Origin of the sequence: Amycolatopsis thermalba (assembly GCF_003385215.1) — a bacterium.
GTDB classification, from domain to species: Bacteria; Actinomycetota; Actinomycetes; order Mycobacteriales; family Pseudonocardiaceae; genus Amycolatopsis_E; species Amycolatopsis_E thermalba.
Genome location: NZ_PQHW01000013.1, coordinates 46,235 through 64,765, shown reverse-complemented (window position 1 = coordinate 64,765; position 18,531 = coordinate 46,235). Strand labels below are relative to the sequence as shown.

Here is an 18,531-nt window from a genome sequence, read left to right as displayed (position 1 = left end):
CATCAGGCGGCTCGCGCGACGCGGCCGGTGACCACCTCGTAGTGCCGCACCAGCTCCGCGCACACCGCCGGCCAGGTCCGGCCCAGCACAACCTTGCGGGCCTTGGTTCCCAGCCGCTCGCGCAGCGCCGGGTCACGCAGGTCACGCACGCGCCGCACCAGTTCCTCGGCGAACCCGGCCGGGTCCGGCGGCAGCAGGTAGCCGGTGCGGCCGGGCAGGACCAGGTCGCGCGGACCGCCCGCGTCCGGCGCCAGCACCGGCAGCCCGGAGGCCATCGCCTCCTGCACCGCCTGGCAGAACGTCTCGTGCGGTCCGGTGTGGACGAACACGTCGAGGCTCGCGTAGGCCGCGGACAGCTCCTCGCCGTAGCGGGCGCCGAGGAAAGCGGCGCCGGGCAGGCGTTCGGCCAGCTCCTCGCGGTCCGGCCCGTCGCCGACGACCACCAGCCGCACGCCGTCCACGCCGGCCAGCGCGGCGAGCCTGCCGACCTCTTTCTCCGGCGCCAGCCGCCCGACGAACCCCACCAGCAGCTCGCCGTCGGGCGCGAGCCGGGCGCGCAGCTCCGCGTCGGCGTGCGCGGGCGAGAAGCGCTCGACGTCCACGCCCCGGCCCCAGCGGTGCACGCGGGGCACGCCGTGCGCGCGCAGGTCGTCCACGGACTGGGTGGACGGCGCCAGCGTCCGGTCGGCCTTCGAGTGCAGCCGCCGCACCCACCGCCACGCCGCCCGCGCGCCCAGGCCGAGCCCGTACGCGGTGGCGAACCCGGCGATGTCGGTCTGGAACACCGCGATCGCGGGCACCCGCAGGCGCCGGGCCGCGGCCAGCCCACGCGCGCCGACCACGAACGGCGAGGCCAGGTGCACCACGTCCGGCCCGAACGCGGTGAGCGCGGTCAGCACCGTACGGGTGGGCAGGCCGATCGGCAGCGAGTTGACCACCGGCAGGTCCAGCGCGGGGATCCGCACCACCGGCGCGCCCCGGTAGTGCGTGGGCCCGGTGAGGCCGGGCGCGACCACCATCACGTCGTGGCCGGTGCCGGTGAGGTGCTCGATGACCCGCAGCACGGAGTTGGTCACGCCGTTCACCTGCGGAAGGAAGCTTTCGGTGACGATGGCGACGCGCACGATGCCACCGTGGCAGCCGGTCCGGTTCGGGCGGAAAAGCCCGCGTGACGAGGGAACCAACGGTGCCCGAACTTCACGAAGCTTTCTCCGCTTCACCTGGGTGTCGCGTCCCGGACACTTGGTGCCGCCACACTCGGCTGGCGTGACCCTCCTCTCCGCCCGCCCACCCCACCCGGTCGAACCGGGCTTGCTGTCGCGAGCGCTCGAGGTCGCCGGGCGGCTGGCCAACGACGCCACCGACGTGATCACCGCGACCGCGGGCCGGGGCGCCCACCCCGACATCGCGGACTCGCCGTTCGACTGGGTCACCGACACCGATCGCATCCTGGAGCGGCACACCCGCCGCGTGCTGACCGCGGAGTTCCCCGGCATCCCGGTCGTCGGTGGCGAGTTCGGCGCCGACACCGGCGCGGACTCGGCGGCCTACCGCTGGGTGGTCGACCCGGTCGACGGCACCGCCAACTACGTCGCCGGGGTGCCCTGGTGCGCCTACAGCCTCGCGCTGGTCGACGCGTCCGGGCCGGTCGTCGGCGTGGTCGCCGACCCCTACCGCGCCCAGATCTACGCCGCCGCCCGCGGCCGAGGCACGCGCGCCAACGGCAAGCCGGTCCGGCTGGTCGACCGGGACCGCATCGCCGGGTCGATCGTGTGCACCGAACTGGCCCGCAAGGGGCCCTGGCCGGGCATGGGGTCGTTCATCGAACGCGCCGCCGAGGCACGCGCCGGGGTGCGGGTGCTCGGCTCGGCCGCGTTGTCGATCGCGCAGGTCGCGCTCGGGCACGCCATCGCCGCGGTGCTGCACAGCTACCACGAATGGGACGTCGCCGGCTCGGTCGCGCTGGCCATCGAGGCCGGCGCCGTGGTGCTCGACCGGCGCGGCTCGGACAGCCCGCTGCCCACCGACGGCCTGCTCGTCGCCGCGCCCAGCGTCGCCGAGGAAGTCCTGTCGTGGTGGCAGGAAACCGAACGGGAGATCCGCGCGTCCTAGTCCGGACGAGATCACGGACCCGGGAGAACACGACATGCTGATCTACGGCTGGCGCAAGAGCGTCCAGGAGCTGGCCACCGCGACCTACCTGTGCGGGAACTGCCAGAACCCCAGCGCCCACGCGCTGCGCCGCGCCGTCACGAAGTTCACGCTGTTCTTCATCCCGATGTTCCCGATCAGCTCGAAGTACTTCACGGTGTGCACCTTCTGCGGCATGACCAACAAGCTGACCAAGGAGGAGGCGCAGCAGGTCCAGGCCATGCAGCCGCAGGCGCCGGCGCAGGCCGCGTTCCCGCAGCAGCAGGCCATGCCGCCCGCGGGCTACCCGCAGCAGCAGATCCAGCCGCCGCGCCAGAACTTCTGAGTCAGCCGGACTTGACCGGGGTGTCGTCGTCCACGGCGGCGACCTCCGGTTGGGCCGGCACCGCGCGGCGCAGGCGCTGGCGGATCAGCCACGCCACCGCCACGGCGGCCGCCCAGGTGACCAGGATCGTGGTGCCCAGCGGCAGCAGCGTCAGGGTCGCGGTGCGGCCGGCGACCCGGGCCAGGTCCGGGTCGGTCGCGTCGTACTCGATGCGCACCAGGTCGCCCGCCACCAGCCCGCTCGGGTAGAGCACGCCGTTGGACGGAATGTGCACGATGCCGTCCGGCGTCTCGAACCGGATGATCGTGCGGTCCCAGGTCACCGCGTCGACCTCGGCCGTCGCCGTGCCCAGGTTGCCGGTGATCGCCTGGTCGTTGCGGATCGCGGCGAGCAGCAGCCCCACGCACAGCACGGTGATCACGGCGGCGACGGCGAGCACGCAGCGACGGCCGACCTTCAGCCACCACAGAGTTCTCGCCGTCACTCGTCCGAGCATAGAAGGTGCGGGTTAACGGCTGTCCCCGGCCGCCAGCAGCCGGTGGGTCCGCTGGATGGCCGGGTACGACTTCGGCTCGGCGGCAGCGCGCAGGGTGGTCGTGCCGTTCGGGCCGGTGGCCGGCTTGCCCGCGGTGAACAGCCAGGTCTGGAACAGCTGCCGCAGCGGCTTGCCGGAGACCTGCTCGGCCAGCGCGACGAAATCGCTGATGCGGGCGTCGTCGCCCCGGTGCCGGGCGGTCCAGGTGCGCAGGATCGTGAAGAACGCGTCGTCGCCGACGGCCGTGCGCAGAGCCTGGACAGCCAGCGCGCCGCGGTCGTAGACGGCGTCGTCGAACTGGTTGGCCGCGCCCGGGTCGCCGGGCAGGACCTGCCAGAACGGGTCGTCGGCCGGGTAGGAGTCGTAGACGTACTGGGCGAGCTCGGCCGCGGTGCCCTCGCCCTGGTGCTCCGACCACAGGTACTCGGCGTAGCTGGCGAAGCCCTCGTTGAGCCAGATGTCGCTCCAGCGGCCCAGCGAGACCGAGTCACCGAACCACTGGTGGGCGTTCTCGTGCGCGACGACCGACGTGTTGGCGCCGGCGACGAAGAACTTGGTGCTGTAGACGGGGCGGGTCTGGGCCTCCAGCGCGAAGGTCAGGCCGGTGCTGACGACGCCGCCCTGGGCCTCGAACGGGTACTCGCCGAACTGACTCGCCAGGAACTCGACGATCTCCGGGGTGCGCTCGACGCTGGCCTTCGCGGCGCCCAGCGAGTCGCCGGTGGCCGGGTCGTAGGCGGTGACGAACGGCTGCCCGCTCGGCGTGGTGCCCTGGTTGAGCTCGAACCTCCCGACTTCCAGGGTGGTCGCGTAGGTGTTCTGCGGCTGGGCGCTGCGCCAGTTCCAGCGCGTCCAGCCGGCCCGCTGCTTGGTGGTGCGGACGAGGGTGCCGTTGGACAGGGCGGCGACGTCGTCCGGCACCTCGACCGAGACGTCGTAGGTCGCCTTGTCGGTGGGGTGGTCGCTGGCCGGGTACCACCACTGGGAGTTCTGCGGCTCGTCGACCGCGAGCGCGCCGTCCGGGGTCTTCTTCCAGGCGGTGTAGCCGTCGATGACGACCTTCGACGGCGTGTCGGCGTAGGTGACGACGATCGTGACCGGCTGGTTCTTCGCCAGCGGCTTGGCCGGGGTGACCTCCAGTTCGCCGTCCCGGACGGTCCGGAAGGCGGCCGGCCGGTTGCCGACCCGGATCTCGCGGACCCGGAGCCCGAAGTCCAGGTCGAAGCTGGACAGCTCCTGCGTGGTGGTCGCCAGGATCGTCGTGGTGCCGGAGAGCTGGTCGGTGGCCGGCTGGTAGGTGAGGCGGATGTCGTAGTGCGCGACGTCGTAGCCGCCGTTGCCGGCGTAGGGGTAGTAGGGGTCCCCGGCGCCGGGAGCTCCGGGAGCGGGCGCGGCGGTGGCGGTCGACGCGAGGAGCACGATCGCGATTCCGGTGGTCACGGCCCCCAGGCCGGCGCGAGTTCGCAGACGCATGAGCCGGACGCTAGCGGGAAAACTTCCCACCGGATACGGCCGAAAGAAGGTTCCCGCTAACTGAGAGCGGCGAGTCCCACGCTCCCGACGGCGAGTCCCACGCTCCCGACGGCGAGTCCCACGCTCCCGACGGCGAGTCCCACGCTCCCGACGGCGAGTCCCACGCTCCCGACGGCGAGTCCCACGCTCCGGACGGCGAGTTCCGCGCTCCGGGGCGCCGAGGTGGGCGCCCCGGCCAGCTCCGGCACGCGGGCTCAGGCCAGCGCTGTCGACACCGCGCCGCGGATGCGCGCGTGCAGGTCGCGGTGGCGGGTGCGGTCCACCTGCACCTCGACCACCCGCAGGCCGGGCGCCGGGCGCACGGCCTCGCGGAACTCCTCGATCGTGCCGGCGCGCACGTGCGGGATGCCGAACCCCGCGCACAGCGCCGACAGGTCCGCGCCGTGCGGGGTGCCGAACACGTGCTCGAACGCGTCCCGGTGCTCGGGCGCGCCCTGCTCCAGCAGCGAGAAGATCCCGCCGCCGTCGTCGTTGAGGACCACGATCGTCAGGTCCGGCCGGGTGTCCGCCGGACCGGCCAGCAGGCCGTTGACGTCGTGCAGGAACGTCAGGTCGCCGAGCAGCGCGTAGGAGTGCCCGCGGTGCACCGACGCCGCGCCGATCGCCGTCGACACCGTGCCGTCGATGCCCGCCACCCCGCGGTTGCGGTGCACCAGGATGTCCGGCCGCATCCGGCCGGCCAGCGCCACGTCCCGCGCCGGGTTCGACGAGCCGACCACCAGCAGCGCGTCCGGCGGCAGGGCGTCCACCAGCTCGGACGCCAGCCGCAGCCCGCTCGGCCACTGCTCGCGCCGCAACGCCCGGCCGACGGCCTCGTTCGCCAGCGCATCGGCCCGCTGCCACGCGGCCAGCCAGTCCGGATCGGCCGGCTTGGTCGGCGAGTCGAACCACTGCCCGACCTGCCGCACGTTGTGCGCGGGCGCGGGCCAGTCCGAGTCCGGGCGCACCAGCAGCACCTCGACCTCGGCGTCCGACAGCAGCTGCTGGATCTGCCGGAACACCGTCGGCCGCCCCAGACACAGCACCTGCTCCGGCTTGTGCCGCCGGATGAACTCCTCCGCGCCGAGCAGCCACACGCCGGACGAGATCGCCGACGACCCGAGCAGCCCGAGGCCGCCGGTCTCCGAGATCACCGGCCAGCCGTGCTGCTCACCCCACTCCCCGGCGGCCCGCACCCCGCTGTCGCACGCGATGACCAGGCCGCACCGGGCCGAGGGCACCACGAACGACGGCAACGCGCCGAAGTCCGGCAGCTCGGTCCAGCGCTCCCCGCCGGGGCGGCCCTCCAGCGACTCGTACCACTCGTCGTCGCCGTCGGGCACCAGCGGCTCGCGGAACGGGACGTTCAGGTGCACCGGGCCGCAGCGCCACTCGCCGTAGGCCGCGTTCCAGGCCCGGCAGATCTGGCTGCGCCAGTACGCGTTCTGCCCGCCGCGCCGCTCGGCGACGGCCAGCTCGTCGAAGTAGCGGACCGCGCCGCCGTAGAGCCGCTGCTGCTCGATGACCTGGTTCGCGCCCGCGGCCCGCAGCTCCGGCGGGCGGTCGGCGGTCAGCACGATCAGCGGCACCCCGGCCCGGTCGGCCTCCAGGACCGCGGGGTGGAAGTTCGCCGCCGCGGTGCCGCTGGTGCACACCACGGCGACCGGGCGCCCGGTGCGCGCCGCGATGCCGAGGGCGAGGAAACCGGCGCCCCGCTCGTCGATGCGGACGTGCAGCTGGAGGCGTCCCGCGGCGGCCGCGGCGTGCAGCGCCAGCGACAGCGGCGCGTTGCGCGAGCCCGGGCAGAGCACCACGTGGGAGACGGTGTTGCGGACGAGTTCGTCCACGATGACCTTGGCCTGCGCGGTCGACGGATTCACCGGGCACCGCCCGGCGTGTCACCCGTCACCACAGTCACACGGCCTATTCTCCCAAACGTGCATGACGCCCAGGTTTCCGAGCTGTTCGACCCGTCCGCCTGGACCGAAATCGAGGGTTTCGGTTTCACCGACATCACCTATCACCGTTCCGTCGAGGCCCGCTCCGGCAAACGCGTCGTGCGCGTCGCGTTCGACCGCCCCGAGGTTCGCAACGCCTTCCGCCCGCACACCGTCGACGAGCTGTACCGCGCTCTCGACCACGCGCGGATGAGCTCAGATGTCGGCTGCGTCCTCCTGACGGGGAACGGTCCCTCGCCGAAGGACGGTGGGTGGGCGTTCTGTTCCGGTGGTGACCAGCGTATTCGCGGTCGGTCCGGCTATCAGTACGCGAGTGGCGAGACCTCCGACACGGTCGACCCCGCGCGGGCCGGCCGCCTGCACATCCTCGAGGTCCAGCGGCTGATCAGGTTCATGCCGAAGGTGGTGATCGCGGTCGTGCCGGGCTGGGCCGCCGGTGGTGGGCACTCGCTGCACGTGGTGTGCGATCTCACCCTCGCCTCGGCCGAGCACGCGCGGTTCAAGCAGACCGACGCGGACGTGGGGTCGTTCGACGGCGGGTTCGGGTCGGCCTACCTGGCGCGCGAGGTGGGGCAGAAGTTCGCGCGGGAGATCTTCTTCCTCGGCCGGGAGTACGACGCCGAGCAGATGCACCGGATGGGCGCGGTCAACGCGGTCGTCCCGCACGCCGAGCTGGAGGCCGAGGCGCTGCGGTGGGGCTGGGAGATCCTCGGCAAGTCGCCGACGGCGCAGCGGATGCTGAAGTACGCGTTCAACCTGATCGACGACGGGCTGGTCGGGCAGCAGGTCTTCGCCGGCGAAACCACCCGTCTGGCCTACATGCAGGACGAGGCGGTCGAGGGCCGGGACGCGTTCCTGGAGAAGCGGGACCCCGACTGGTCGGCGTTCCCCTATTACTACTGAGGTGAGCGTGCGCGAGGAGGCTTCGTCACGGAGCCTCCTCGGCGCGCCGCCGGTGGTTGACGAACGTGCCCTTCCCAGTGATCGTGACCACCAGTCCTTCCTCCCGCAGGACGCCAAGGGCGCGTCGGACTGTGCCCACCGACAACCCCGACTGCAGAGCCATGGCCCGTTCGTTCGGCAGCACCGCGTTGTACGGCCAAATGCAGGCCAGGATCTGTCGCCGCAGGTAGCTCGCGTATGCCTGATAGGCGAACACCCGCGGGTCCGTCCGTACGAACACGTCCGCGTTCACGTTCACCGCCGAGGTCCCAGCACCGGTGGCCAGCCGTTCGCCTGGTTCATGACAACACGCCGACGGCGGGTAGCGCGGCACCATCGCCGCCGGAGGCCGAACCGGAACAAGGGCGAGTGCTTCCTAATGCTCATGATCACGAGCATCGTTGTCAGCGGCAGCAGGAGCTTGCCTGCCTGACAATCACCTGGACGGGCTAAACAGGCAGGCCGGCCCGGTAGGCGATACCGCGCAGCTCCCGGCCGATGGCATCGTCCTTCGTCTTCGTGAGCAGTTCACCGATCACCGAGATCGTGACTGGGTGCCGGTGGATGTGCTCAGGCGAGATCAGCTCCGCGCGGCGGATCATCCGTACCGCGTCATCCCGGCGTTTCGGGAACCGCGCCAGCGCGCGCCCTCGATCTCTCCAGTAGACGGCCTGTCGTGCTGTCACGGTGAGAGCGGCCGGATCGATCGACTCGGCGATTCTCGCAGCTTCGGCGTACTCGCCGGCCTCCAGCGCGCCCTGCATCCGCCAGACCCCGACGTTCGAGGGCCCGAAACCGAACCCCATGACGTTCGTTTCGCCGGTGCGGCCGGCGAGGTCCGCGGCGTGCTCGAGAGCAGCCGCCCGCTCGGCCGGGTCGTTTCGCGCCGCCGCGACGAGCGAGGCGGCCAGGGCCAGTGAGCCGGCCAGCTGCAGTTGCTCCAGGTCGCCCATCGACAACTCCAGCGACCCGAGGGCGCCGGAGGCGAGATCGAAGCAACCGGCGGCCAGCAATCCCATCGAGGTTCCATAAGCGGCAACACCGAGCGCGACCGGCTCGTCGAGCCTCTCCGCCGCCTGTCGAGCCATCCGGCTCGCCTGCCACGCGAGGTCCATCGGCGCCCCGACCGCGGCCAGCCAGGCCTGGGTTCCCTGCATGTGCACGAGGGTCAGCATGCGCAACACCGCGCGCTCGTCGCGGCGGGCGTTCAGCGTCGTGTGCAGGTCGCGGATCAACGGTGGCATGACCTCACCTGCGAGGCCCTGCTGAGCGTCGTTCATCAGGTTCAGGAGTCCGGCAACGCGCGTGCGCAGCGACTCGACGGGCTGGACCTCACCCCGCGGCTCCCCCATGTCGACGCTCAGCAACGCACGGCGGACCTCGGCCAGGGCTTGATCGTCTTCGGCGGAACCGGGCGTGGCGAGTGATGATCCGGTGATGTCGCTCGGCGCCACGTCGAGCGCGTCGGCCAGAGCCACGATCAGGGATCGGCGGTCGAGCGCCCGGTCCCCTGATTCGAGTCGGGACAGGTACGACGGGGAAATCCCGGCGAGCCCGGCGACCACAGCCAGAGACTTTCCCCGGGCATGACGAATCCGCCGCAACGCCGAACCGATCGCCGAGGACATCGCACCCCTCTTCGCGAGATCGCGGGCCTGGCCGGTTCCAGGATAGCGGCGTCTAGGCTCGGGAATCGTGCGTGAGGTCTGGCTGCGGGGTCCGGAGTCGGTCGACGAGCTGGCCGGGGCCGTGGCCGCGGCGCTCGACGGGGGCGAAGCGGTGCTGCCGCTGGACGGCAGCGACCCCAAGGCCGCCGGGTTGCTGGCGGCTATGCGGCCGGACGAGCCGGTGGAGCCGGGCACCGCGGTGATCATCGCGACCTCCGGGTCCACCGGCGAACCGAAGGGCGTGCTGCTGTCCGCCGGGGCGCTGCGGGCCTCCGCGGAGGCGACGCACCGGCGGCTGGGCGGTCCGGGGCGCTGGCTGCTCGCGACCCCGGCGAACTACATCGGCGGCCTGCAGGTGCTGGTCCGGTCCATGCTCGCCGGGCAGCCGTTCGCCGTGCTGCCGCCCGGGCCGTTCCGCGCGGAGCGTTTCGCCGAGGCCGCGCGGCCGGTGCTCGCGGGGGACGGGCCGCGCTACACCGCCATGGTGCCGACCCAGCTGACCCGCCTGCTCGACGCCGGCGGCCCCGGCCTGGACGCGGCCAAGGCGTTCGATGCGATCATCCTCGGCGCCGCCGCGACCACCCCGGCCCTGCGCGCCCGCGCCGCCGAGGCCGGGGTGCGGATCGTCCCGTCGTACGGGATGAGCGAGACCGCGAGCGGCTGCGTCTACGACGGCGTCCCGCTTGACGGGGTCGACGTGCGGATCGCCGGCGACGGGCGGATCCTCATCGCCGGGCCGGTCCTGACCCACGGCTACCGGCTGCGGCCCGACCTCACCGCCGACGCGTTCGACGGGCGCTGGTTCCGCACCGGGGACCGCGGGCAGCTGCGCGACGGGCGCCTGGAGGTCCTCGGCCGCCTCGACGACGTGATCAACACCGGCGGGGTCAAGGTGTCCGCGGCTGCGGTGGAACGCCTGATCACGGCCCTGCCCGGGGTGCGGGAAACCTGTGTCGTCGGGCTGCCGGACGCCGAGTGGGGCCAGATCGTGGCGGCCGCGGTCGTGGCCGAGGGTGCGGCGCCGAGCGTGGACGAGCTGCGGGCGGCGGTGCGGGCGTCCGCGGGTGCCGCGGCCGTGCCGAAACGGGTCGAATTCGTTACCACACTCCCACTGCGCGGGCCGGGCAAAATCGACCGGACAGCGGTCGCGCAGCAGATTTTTCCCCCGGTTGGTTGACATCGGGCGCGGACCGTCTTTCAGTTAGCCAATGATCTCGCTGAAACGTCTCCTGGTCGCGGCCGTCGGAGCCGCATTCACCGTCCTCGCGGTGTCCGGCACCGCCGCGGCCGCTCCGCCGCTGCCCGACTCCGGCACCCTCACCTGGTCCGTACCGGTCGCCGGGGAGTAGACGCGCTCGACCAGAATGCAGTCATGGCGACTGTGACGGAGTGGATCGAGGGGGCCCGGCCGCGGACGCTGCCGAACGCGGTGGCCCCGGTGGTGGCGGGCGTGGGGGCGACGATCCAGCTGGGGGCGTTCACCTGGTGGCAATCGCTGCTCGCGCTCCTCGTGGCGCTCGCGCTGATCATCGGCGTCAACTTCGCCAACGACTACTCCGACGGCATCCGCGGCACGGACACCGACCGGGTCGGGCCGCTCCGCCTGGTCGGCTCCGGTGCCGCGGCGCCGAAACTCGTGCTGACCGCCGCGCTGACCAGCTTCGGCGTGGCCGGGGTGCTCGGGCTGGTGCTGGTGGCGGTCACCGGGCGGTGGTGGTTGCTCGCGATGGGCGCCGCGTGCATCCTCGGCGCCTGGTTCTACACCGGCGGCCGCAAGCCCTACGGGTACGCGGGCCTCGGCGAGGTCGCGGTGTTCATCTTCTTCGGCCTGGCCGCCGTGCTGGGGACGGTGTACGTGCAGGCCGGGCGGATCAGCTGGGAGGCGCTGGGGGCCGCGGTGGCGGTCGGGTGCTTCTCGATGGCCGTGCTGGTGGCGAACAACCTGCGCGACATCCCGACCGACAAGGTGGCCGGGAAGGTGACGCTCGCCGTCCGCCTGGGCGACGCCGGGACGCGGCGGTTCTACCTGACGCTGATCGCGGTGCCGTACGTGGTGACGGTGTTGCTGGCGATCGGGCACCCGTGGCCGCTGATCGCGCTGGTGACGGCGCCGCTGCTGCGGACCCCGGTGCGGGCGATCATCAGTGGGGGCACGGGGCCGGGGCTGATCCCGGTGCTGAAGGACACCGGACTGGCGATGCTGGCGTGGTCGGTGCTGACCGCCCTGGGGCTGGGACTCTCCTAGCCGCCCAGCGCCACGCCCAAGCGTGGAACTCACGCCCCTGAACGCAGAACTCGCGCCCCTGAACGTGGGACTCGCGGCCATGAGCGTGGGACTCGCGGCCGCACGCGAGTCCCACGCTCCTGTGGGCGAGTTCTGCGCTCCTGTGGGCGAGTTCTGCGGTCAGTTGGTCCACTTGCCGCTGGCCAGGAAGGTCTCCATCCGCGCCGTGTGCGGGGCCAGGTCGAAGCCTTGCTCGGCGATCCACTCGTCGTTGTAGTAGGTGTGTGCGTAGCGCTCCCCGCCATCGCAGATGAGGGTTACCACGCTGCCCACCTGGCCCGCCTCGAGCATGCCCGCGATGATCTCGAACGCCGCGTACAGCGCCGTGCCCGTCGAGCCGCCCGCCCAGTGTCCGGTGCGCTCCCGCAACAACCTGATCGCCGCCATCGACGCCGCGTCCGGGACCTGGATCATGTGGTCGATGACCGTCGGCACGAAACTCGGCTCCACCCGCGGCCGTCCGATGCCTTCGATGCGTGACGGCATCCCCGTGGCGTAGTCCAGGGCGCCCGTTTCCCACGCGCCGTAGAACGACGAGTTCTCCGGGTCGGCCACCGCGATCTTCGTGGTGTGCCGCCGGTAGCGCACGTACCGGCCGAACGTCGCGCTCGTGCCGCCCGTGCCCGCCCCGACCACGATCCACGACGGGACCGGGTGCCGTTCGGCGCGCATCTGGGCGAACACCGACTCCGCGATGTTGTTGTTGCCGCGCCAGTCCGTGGCCCGCTCGGCGTAGGTGAACTGATCGAGGTAGTGCCCGCCGCACTCCGCGGCCAGCCGCTCGGCCTCGCTGTACATCGCGGACGGGACGTCCACGAAGTGGCACCGGCCGCCGTAGAACTCGATCAGCTCGATCTTCTCCCGGCTGGTCTTGCGCGGCACCACCGTCACGAAGTCCAGCCCGAGCATCCGCGCGAAGTACGCCTCGGACACCGCGGTCGAGCCGCTGGACGCCTCGATCAACGTGGTGTCCGGCCCGATCTGGCCGTTGACCAGCGCGTACAGCAGCAGCGACCGGGCCAGCCGGTGCTTGAGCGAGCCGGTCGGGTGCACCGACTCGTCCTTCAGGTACAGGTCCACGCCCCATTCGGGCGGCAGCGGGAAGCAGTGCAGGTGCGTGTCGGCGCTGCGGTTGGCGTCGGCCTCGATGAGGCGGATCGCTTCGCGCACCCACGCCCTATTCGTCGGCGGCATCCTCGCCCCTCAGCTGGGCCCGCAGCTTCGCCCGCTCCCGCGCCCGGTGCTCGTTGCGCGCCGCCAGGCCCGCGGTCACCCGCGCGTTCAGCTTGCGGAACACCAGCAGCCCGACCGGCAGGCCGACCACCACGCCGTCGGCGACGGCGACCAGCAGCGGCACCTTCACCAGGACGAGCACAGCCGCCACGACGACGATCAGCCCGAACCGCGCGAGCAGGTAAAGCGTCAGGTCACGGCCCAGATGAGTACGGGTCTCGCTCACGTCTGAGGAGCCTACGCGCCGGTCACGGGCGGATCTTCGAGCACCGTGTTGTTCGGCCGCCCCTCGAACCGCGTGGACAGCACCACCGTGGTCCGCGTGCGCGCCACCCCGCCGATCCGCCGCAGCCTGCCCAGCGTGTGCTCCAGCTCGTCGACCGTCGGCACCCGGACCTTCACCACGAACGCCTCGTCCCCGGCGACCGCGTAGCAGCTCTCCACCTCGGGCAGTTTGCCCAGCTCCTCGGCCACGTCGTTGTCGTCGGCGGTGTCGGTGGGCTGGATGCCGACCAGCGCGGTCACGCCCAGTCCGACGGTGCTCGGGTTGACCGTCGCGTGGTAGCCGGTGATCACGCCGGCGGCTTCGAGCTTGCCGACGCGCTCGTGCACCGAGGACGCGGACAGCCCGACGGTTCTGCCCAGCTCCGCGTAGGTGGCACGGCCGTTCATGCGCAACGCGGCGATGATCTTGCGGTCCAGGGCATCCACGGAAGCCAGCCTAGGCGGCCTTTACCGAACGCCCGCGACCGCTGCCTGCGCTGTTGCTCCACGCACACGAGCTGGGCGTTTTGTCCATTACTACCCCTTTACTTATTGACAACCGTTCGAGTACCTGACGGGTGAGATGCCACGATTGCCGTGTTGATCGAACCGGGGCTTCGACCTCCGGTTTAGCAGTTTGGTCGTGAAGGAGGCGGAAAATGACCGCTAGCACGGGAGGGCGCCTGCTGACGCCCGGCGAAGTCGCCGCGTTGTTCCGGGTGGACCCGAAGACCGTGACCCGGTGGGCGACCGCGGGCCGCATCGGCTCGATCCGCACCCCCGGTGGGCACCGGCGGTTCCGGGAGTCCGAGGTCAACGCCCTGCTGGCCGAGCTCACCACGGACGCGAACGAGCCGGCTCGCGTCTGACCACGTGGCGAAACCCCGCGGACCGGCCCAGCCGGACCCGCGGGGCCCGGGCGCGTCATCCGGAACTCACGCCGGAGGGGTTACCCTCGGTACAGCAGTTCCGCCAACGCACTCGGAAGGGAGCGGGGATGATCTACCTGCTCGCAGCGATCGGCGCGCTCACCATCGCTGTCCTGTTGTGGCGGGCCTTCGGCCCCGAGCACGTCGGGGTGTCCTCGCGGGCGACCGTCGCGCCGGACGACGACCCCGAGTTCCTGCGCAAGCTCGGCGAGCGGAAGCCGCCGAAGTCCGAGGACGACTGACCTAGCGTTTACCGGGGAAGGCGTCCGCCATGGTGGCCGCCAGCTCCAGCAGCGCCATGCGCGTCTCCGGCGTCAGGCGCTCCAGCTCGATCTCCGCACCCTCTTCCAGGTGCGGGTCGAACGGGATCCGGCACACCGCCCTGGTCCGGGCCGCGAAGTGCGCGGCCAGCTTGTCCAAGTCCACCGAACCGGCCTTCGGGCGCACCGAGTTGATCACGGTCACCGACCGTTTCACCAGGTCACCGTAGCCGTGGGCATCCAACCAGTCCAGGGTCGCCGACGCGCTGCGCGATCCGTCCACCGACCCGGACGACACCACCACCAGCGCGTCGGCCGCGTCCAGCACGCCCTTCATCGCCGAGTGCATCAGGCCGGTGCCGCAGTCGGTGAGCACGATGTTGTAGAAGTGCTCCAGCAGGTTGACCGTGCGCAGGTAGTCGCTTTCGGAGAACGCCTCCGACACCGCCGGGTCCTGCTCGCTGGCGAGGATCTCCAGCCGGCTCGACCCCTGTGAGGTGTAGGCGCGGACATCGCTGTAGCGGGTGATCTTGTCCGCGTCCCGCAGCAGGTGGCGCACCGTCGCCGTGGTCTCGATCGGGATCTTCTGCGACAGCGTGCCGCGGTCCGGGTTCGCGTCCACCGCGATCACCCGGTCGCCGCGCAGCGCGGCGAACGTCGAGCCGAGCGTGGTGGTGATCGTGGTCTTGCCGACGCCGCCCTTGAGGCTCAGCATCGCGATCCGGAAGCACCCGCGCAGCGGCTGGTTCACCCGCGCGACCAGCTCACGCTGCCGCTGCTCCAGCGGGCTCTCCCCCGGGTTGATCAGCTTGCCGGAGGCCAGGTAGACCGCCTTGCGCCAGCCCGACTGGGGCACGCGCTTCGGCGGCCGCACGGGGCGCTCGGGCGCGGCGTGACGCGGCCGGGACGGCTGCGGCAACGGCGGGTACGGGTACTGCGGCTGCCCGTACTGCTGGTGCAGCGGGGGCAGGTTCGGGTCGTAGCCGGGCTGCTGGTGCCGCGGCGGTGGAGGAGCCGGGTGCGAGGTGGAGTCGGTTCGTTCGTCGGAGAAGTAGGACTCGGGTTCGCGCGGCTCGGTCATCAGCCGACCCCGGCGTAGGAATGCAGGCCCGTGGTGACGAGGTTGACGAAGAACAGGTTGAACACCGTCACCGCGAATCCGAGGGTGTTGATGACCGCGGCGCGGGTGCCGCGCCAGCCCGCCGTGGCCCGCGAGTGCAGGTAGGCGGCGTAGACGACCCACGCGATGAACGCGGTGGTCTCCTTCGGGTCCCAGCCCCAGAACCGGCCCCACGCGGCCTCGGCCCACACGGCGCCGCACAGCACACCGAAGGTGAACAGCGGGAACGCGAACACGGTGGTGCGGTAGGCGATGCGGTCGAGCACGTCGGCGGCGGGCAGTCGCGACCCGAACCGGGCGAAGCGCTTCGGGTTGCGCTCGTGCGCGGTGCGGATCAGGTAGAGGATGCTGGCGACGCCGGGCACCAGGAAGATGCCGGACGACGCGGCCGCCGCGGACACGTGGATGATCAGCCAGTACGACTGCAGCGCGGGCTGGACCGGCGCGGCCACGGTGTAGAGCATCGTGCCGCCGACGAACATCAGGATGACCACCGGCAGCAGCAGGAAGCCGGACAGGTGGCGGGCCGGGAACTTGCGGATCACCACGAGCCAGGTCACCACGGCGATGAAGGTCACCGCCATGATGTATTCGTACATGTTGCCCCACGGCACGCGGTGCGTCGCCAGACCACGCAGCATCAGCGCGGCCAGGTGCAGCAGCACGCCCAGGACGGTCAGCGCGGCACCCATCCGGCCGATGCGCTCGGCGCGGCCACGGGCGGCCCGGTCCGCGGGAGTTTCAGCCGGAGGGGTGACGGTCTCGGTGGTGCCCGGACCACCGGCGCCGACCAGTTCACGCGCCCGCTCCCGGGTGCGCTCGGCCGCGCGGCGCCCCTTGGCGCCGAAGGACTGTTCGATGAGGAAGAAGACCAGCGCCAGTACGTAGATGGCCGTCGCTGTCGTGTAGGACCAGTCGCTGTACTGGGACAACGTCTCATTAACAGCAGCGCCCGGCATTGCCACTTACCTCCGTTTGCCTGTGAGCAGCTCGTCCGCGATCCGGGTGAACTCCTCGCCGTAGCCCGCCTGGTCGGTGCGGGCGAGCCCGCCCACCTCGACCACGGTACCCGTCCCGGCCTCGGCGCCCGGGGCGACCCGCACCCACAGCCTCCGGCGTTTGATCAGCAACGACAACCCGAGGCCGACGAACATGACGACGGCGAACCCCAGCACGTACGTCTGGGTCGGGTCGTGCGAGATCTGCAGCGACACGAAGCGCTGCACCCCGTCGAACCGCACCACGGTGCCGTCGTCCAGGGTGACCGACTGGCCGACGTTCAGGTTCGAGCGGGCGACCCGGGTGAGGCGGCCGTCGTCCACCATGGACTGGTCGATGGAGAAGATCGACTGGCTCTGCCCGGAGTCCAGGCCGAGGTCGCCGCGCATCACGTCGACCGCGACCATCGGGTTGGTCAGCTCCGGCCCGCCGCCGGTCAGCACGCCGCCGTGCAGCAGCCCGTCCGGCGCGAACAGGCCGGTGATCGCGAGCTGCTTGGTGCGCCGCTCGAACGGGTCGGTGATGTTGGGCGGGTCGAACTTGGTCGCACCCTCGTTCAGCGTCGCGGTGCCGTCGGTCGGGCGCCACTGCGTCGCCTGCGTGCGGGTCGTGCCGTCCGGCCAGGTGACTGTGAAGATCGGCGAGTAGCCGTTGCCGAGCAGGTAGACGCGGTCGCCGGCCAGCCGCAGCGGCGAGTTGACCTCGAGCAGGTAGTCGCGCCAGGTGCCGGTCTCCAGGTCCACGCCCGCCTGGTACTGGACGTTCGACCTGTACTGGATGGGCTGGCCGGCCTCGGTGAACTCGGCGGTGAAGTCGTTCACCTTGACGCAGAACGGGTTGAGGTCGGTGCCGTCGACCCGCAGCCCGGGGGTGAACGAGTCGTAGGCGTAGATCCCGGAGTTGCAGAACTGGGACCCGTTGGCCTGGACGATCACCTGGCCCTCGTAGGTGTACATCTTGCCCAGCGCGAACGCGATGATCAGCCCGAGCATCCCGAAGTGGAAGACCAGGTTGCCGGTCTCGCGGAGGTAGCCGCGCTCGGCGCTGATCGTGCGGGCGCCGTCGTCCTCCGCGCGCTCGACGGCGCGCCAGCCCTTGAGCCGGGCGCGAGCGGCGGCCAGTACCTCGTCGGGGTCGCGCGGGGTGGTGGCCTTGGCGAAGTGCGGCAGCCGGGCCAGGTTGCGCGGGGTGAGCACCGGCTTGGCGCGCATCGACCGGAAGTACTCGACGCTGCGCGGCAGCAGGCAGCCGACCAGCGAGATCATCAGCAGCAGGTAGATCGCCGAGAACCAGACGCTGGAGTAGACGTCGAAGAACTGCAGGCGGTCCAGCAGCGTGCCCCACCAGCCGTGGTCGGCGATGTACTGCTCGGTCTTCGGGGCGTTGAGCGTGCGCTGCGGCAGCAGGGCGCCGGGCAGCGCGGCGAGCGCGAGCAGGAACAGCAGGATCAGCGCGGTGCGCATCGCGGTGAGCCCGCGCCAGGTGTTGCGCAGGAACGCCAGCACGCGCTGGGCGGGCGAGTTGCGGTAGGGCTTGGGGTCCGGGGGCGCTTCGGTGGCGGTCACAGCGGCAGCACCGTGTCCGTGACGAAGGCGTCCCGCAGCCAGCTGACCAGCTCGCCCCACAGGCCGGTGACCAGCAGGACACCGACGACGAGCAGCAGCACGCCGCCGAAGATCTGGACGCGGCGGCCGTTGCGGCGCAGCCAGTCGGTGGCGCGCACGGCCCAGCGCGCGCCGAACGCGATGAGCAGGAACGGCAGGCCCAGGCCGAGGCAGTAGACCAGGACCAGCAGGAACCCGCGGGCGCCGCTGGAGCCGGTGCCCGCGGCCAGCGCGAGCACGCCGGACAGCGTCGGGCCGATGCACGGCGTCCAGCCGAGCCCGAACACCGCGCCCAGCAGCGGCGCGCCGAGCAGACCGCCGCGCGGCACGCGGTGCGACCGGACGTCGCGCTGCAGCGCCGGGATGAGACCGAGGAAGACCAGGGCCATCGCGATGGTGACCACGCCGCCGACGCGCTGCAGCAGGTCCTGGTTGACCAGCAGCGCGTCGGCGAGCCACACCAGGCTGCCCACCCCCGCGGCGAACACGACGGTGAACCCGAGCACGAACAGGGCGGCCGCGCCGACGACCGCGTAGCGGCCCTTCTTGCGGTCCTCGTCCGCGGTCACGGCCGGGGCGTCGGCGCCGACCAGCGCGGCGAGGTAGGCGAGGTAACCCGGCACGAGCGGGACGACGCACGGCGAGGCGAACGAGATGGCACCCGCGAGCAGGGCGACCCCGGCGGCGAGCAGCAGCGGCCCGGAGGTCGCCAGCTCGGTCACGGAGTTCACGGTTCGAGGGTAAGCAG

The 18,531-nt window shown here is 71.8% G+C and carries 21 protein-coding genes; 8 read left to right on the top strand and 13 right to left on the bottom strand.

Annotated features, from left to right (window positions below; genetic code table 11):
* Positions 1–2: 2 nt before the first annotated feature.
* A complete protein-coding gene (locus tag D0D15_RS08400; RefSeq protein WP_198958126.1) occupies positions 3–1,124 on the bottom strand; it encodes a glycosyltransferase family 4 protein in 1,122 nt (373 codons plus the stop codon).
* A 142-nt stretch (positions 1,125–1,266) separates the two neighbouring features.
* Between D0D15_RS08400 and D0D15_RS08395 the strand changes: the two genes are divergently transcribed.
* Positions 1,267–2,112 (top strand): inositol monophosphatase family protein, encoded by an 846-nt coding sequence (locus tag D0D15_RS08395; RefSeq protein ID WP_094003756.1) that lies wholly within the window; start codon positions 1,267–1,269, stop codon positions 2,110–2,112.
* Positions 2,113–2,146: 34 nt separating this feature from the next.
* Positions 2,147–2,476: a zinc-ribbon domain-containing protein gene (locus tag D0D15_RS08390; protein ID WP_094003755.1), complete on the top strand. Its 330-nt coding sequence runs from the start codon at positions 2,147–2,149 to the stop codon at positions 2,474–2,476.
* Between the two features lies 1 nt (position 2,477).
* Here the strand turns inward: D0D15_RS08390 and D0D15_RS08385 are convergent, their stop codons facing one another.
* The 3 genes from D0D15_RS08385 to menD all read right to left on the bottom strand — a co-directional run bounded on the left by D0D15_RS08385 (position 2,478) and on the right by menD (position 6,403).
* Complete coding sequence (locus tag D0D15_RS08385; RefSeq protein ID WP_198958125.1) at positions 2,478–2,972, bottom strand: DUF3592 domain-containing protein; 495 nt, start codon at positions 2,970–2,972, stop codon at positions 2,478–2,480.
* A 12-nt stretch (positions 2,973–2,984) separates the two neighbouring features.
* Positions 2,985–4,484, bottom strand: coding sequence for a M1 family metallopeptidase (locus D0D15_RS08380; protein ID WP_167481476.1), 1,500 nt, complete (start codon positions 4,482–4,484; stop codon positions 2,985–2,987).
* A gap of 254 nt (positions 4,485–4,738) precedes the next feature.
* Positions 4,739–6,403 carry a 2-succinyl-5-enolpyruvyl-6-hydroxy-3-cyclohexene-1-carboxylic-acid synthase gene (gene menD, locus D0D15_RS08370; RefSeq protein ID WP_094003751.1) on the bottom strand — a complete coding sequence of 555 codons (1,665 nt, stop codon included), beginning with the start codon at positions 6,401–6,403 and terminating at the stop codon, positions 4,739–4,741.
* Between the two features lie 57 nt (positions 6,404–6,460).
* On the opposite strand from menD, the gene D0D15_RS08365 reads away from it, so the two are divergent.
* On the top strand, positions 6,461–7,384 hold the full coding sequence (locus D0D15_RS08365) for a 1,4-dihydroxy-2-naphthoyl-CoA synthase (RefSeq protein ID WP_094003750.1): 924 nt from the start codon (positions 6,461–6,463) through the stop codon (positions 7,382–7,384).
* Between the two features lie 25 nt (positions 7,385–7,409).
* Here D0D15_RS08365 and D0D15_RS08360 read toward each other — a convergent pair whose 3' ends face one another.
* Both D0D15_RS08360 and D0D15_RS08355 read right to left on the bottom strand, forming a co-directional pair.
* Entirely contained in the window at positions 7,410–7,682 is a 273-nt protein-coding gene (locus D0D15_RS08360) for a GntR family transcriptional regulator (RefSeq protein WP_198958124.1), read from the bottom strand.
* A 190-nt stretch (positions 7,683–7,872) separates the two neighbouring features.
* Positions 7,873–9,051: a helix-turn-helix domain-containing protein gene (locus D0D15_RS08355; RefSeq protein ID WP_094003748.1), complete on the bottom strand. Its 1,179-nt coding sequence runs from the start codon at positions 9,049–9,051 to the stop codon at positions 7,873–7,875.
* 67 nt (positions 9,052–9,118) lie between these two features.
* Here D0D15_RS08355 and menE point away from each other — a divergent pair, with 67 nt between their 5' ends.
* The 3 genes from menE to D0D15_RS08345 are packed head-to-tail and all read left to right on the top strand — an operon-like array spanning position 9,119 to position 11,335.
* Positions 9,119–10,267 carry an o-succinylbenzoate--CoA ligase gene (gene menE / locus D0D15_RS08350; protein WP_094003747.1) on the top strand — a complete coding sequence of 383 codons (1,149 nt, stop codon included), beginning with the start codon at positions 9,119–9,121 and terminating at the stop codon, positions 10,265–10,267.
* A gap of 31 nt (positions 10,268–10,298) precedes the next feature.
* Complete coding sequence (locus D0D15_RS36260) at positions 10,299–10,439, top strand: hypothetical protein (RefSeq protein WP_167481475.1); 141 nt, start codon at positions 10,299–10,301, stop codon at positions 10,437–10,439.
* Between the two features lie 23 nt (positions 10,440–10,462).
* The gene (locus D0D15_RS08345; protein ID WP_094003746.1) at positions 10,463–11,335 is read left to right on the top strand and encodes a 1,4-dihydroxy-2-naphthoate polyprenyltransferase; all 873 of its coding nucleotides are present in this window, start codon (positions 10,463–10,465) and stop codon (positions 11,333–11,335) included.
* 159 nt (positions 11,336–11,494) lie between these two features.
* On the opposite strand, the gene cds1 is transcribed toward D0D15_RS08345, so the two are convergent.
* Genes cds1 through D0D15_RS08330 form a run of 3 tightly spaced genes read right to left on the bottom strand, consistent with a single transcriptional unit; the run spans position 11,495 to position 13,318 of the window.
* The gene (cds1, locus tag D0D15_RS08340) at positions 11,495–12,568 is read right to left on the bottom strand and encodes an L-cysteine desulfhydrase Cds1 (RefSeq protein ID WP_094003745.1); all 1,074 of its coding nucleotides are present in this window, start codon (positions 12,566–12,568) and stop codon (positions 11,495–11,497) included.
* Positions 12,552–12,833, bottom strand: coding sequence for a DUF4229 domain-containing protein (locus tag D0D15_RS08335; RefSeq protein ID WP_115944349.1), 282 nt, complete (start codon positions 12,831–12,833; stop codon positions 12,552–12,554). Before D0D15_RS08335 ends, cds1 begins: the two co-directional genes overlap by 17 nt.
* 11 nt (positions 12,834–12,844) lie before the next feature.
* Positions 12,845–13,318 carry an Lrp/AsnC family transcriptional regulator gene (locus D0D15_RS08330; RefSeq protein WP_094003744.1) on the bottom strand — a complete coding sequence of 158 codons (474 nt, stop codon included), beginning with the start codon at positions 13,316–13,318 and terminating at the stop codon, positions 12,845–12,847.
* A gap of 212 nt (positions 13,319–13,530) precedes the next feature.
* On the opposite strand from D0D15_RS08330, the gene D0D15_RS08325 reads away from it, so the two are divergent.
* Together D0D15_RS08325 and D0D15_RS36255 are read left to right on the top strand one after the other, a co-directional pair.
* A complete protein-coding gene (locus D0D15_RS08325; RefSeq protein WP_020417396.1) occupies positions 13,531–13,740 on the top strand; it encodes a BldC family transcriptional regulator in 210 nt (69 codons plus the stop codon).
* Between the two features lie 128 nt (positions 13,741–13,868).
* A complete protein-coding gene (locus tag D0D15_RS36255) occupies positions 13,869–14,042 on the top strand; it encodes a hypothetical protein (RefSeq protein ID WP_094003743.1) in 174 nt (57 codons plus the stop codon).
* A 1-nt stretch (position 14,043) separates the two neighbouring features.
* Here the strand turns inward: D0D15_RS36255 and D0D15_RS08320 are convergent, their stop codons facing one another.
* Genes D0D15_RS08320 through D0D15_RS08305 form a run of 4 tightly spaced genes read right to left on the bottom strand, consistent with a single transcriptional unit; the run spans position 14,044 to position 18,514 of the window.
* Positions 14,044–15,141, bottom strand: a complete 1,098-nt coding sequence (locus tag D0D15_RS08320; RefSeq protein ID WP_094003742.1) for a MinD/ParA family ATP-binding protein — start codon at positions 15,139–15,141, stop codon at positions 14,044–14,046.
* Positions 15,141–16,139, bottom strand: coding sequence for a c-type cytochrome biogenesis protein CcsB (ccsB, locus tag D0D15_RS08315; protein ID WP_094003741.1), 999 nt, complete (start codon positions 16,137–16,139; stop codon positions 15,141–15,143). Before ccsB ends, D0D15_RS08320 begins: the two co-directional genes overlap by 1 nt.
* Positions 16,140–16,145: 6 nt before the next feature.
* Positions 16,146–17,744, bottom strand: a complete 1,599-nt coding sequence (resB, locus tag D0D15_RS08310; protein ID WP_094003740.1) for a cytochrome c biogenesis protein ResB — start codon at positions 17,742–17,744, stop codon at positions 16,146–16,148.
* On the bottom strand, positions 17,741–18,514 hold the full coding sequence (locus D0D15_RS08305) for a cytochrome c biogenesis CcdA family protein (protein WP_094003739.1): 774 nt from the start codon (positions 18,512–18,514) through the stop codon (positions 17,741–17,743). The genes resB and D0D15_RS08305 overlap by 4 nt, the downstream gene beginning before the upstream one ends.
* Positions 18,515–18,531 lie beyond the last annotated feature (17 nt).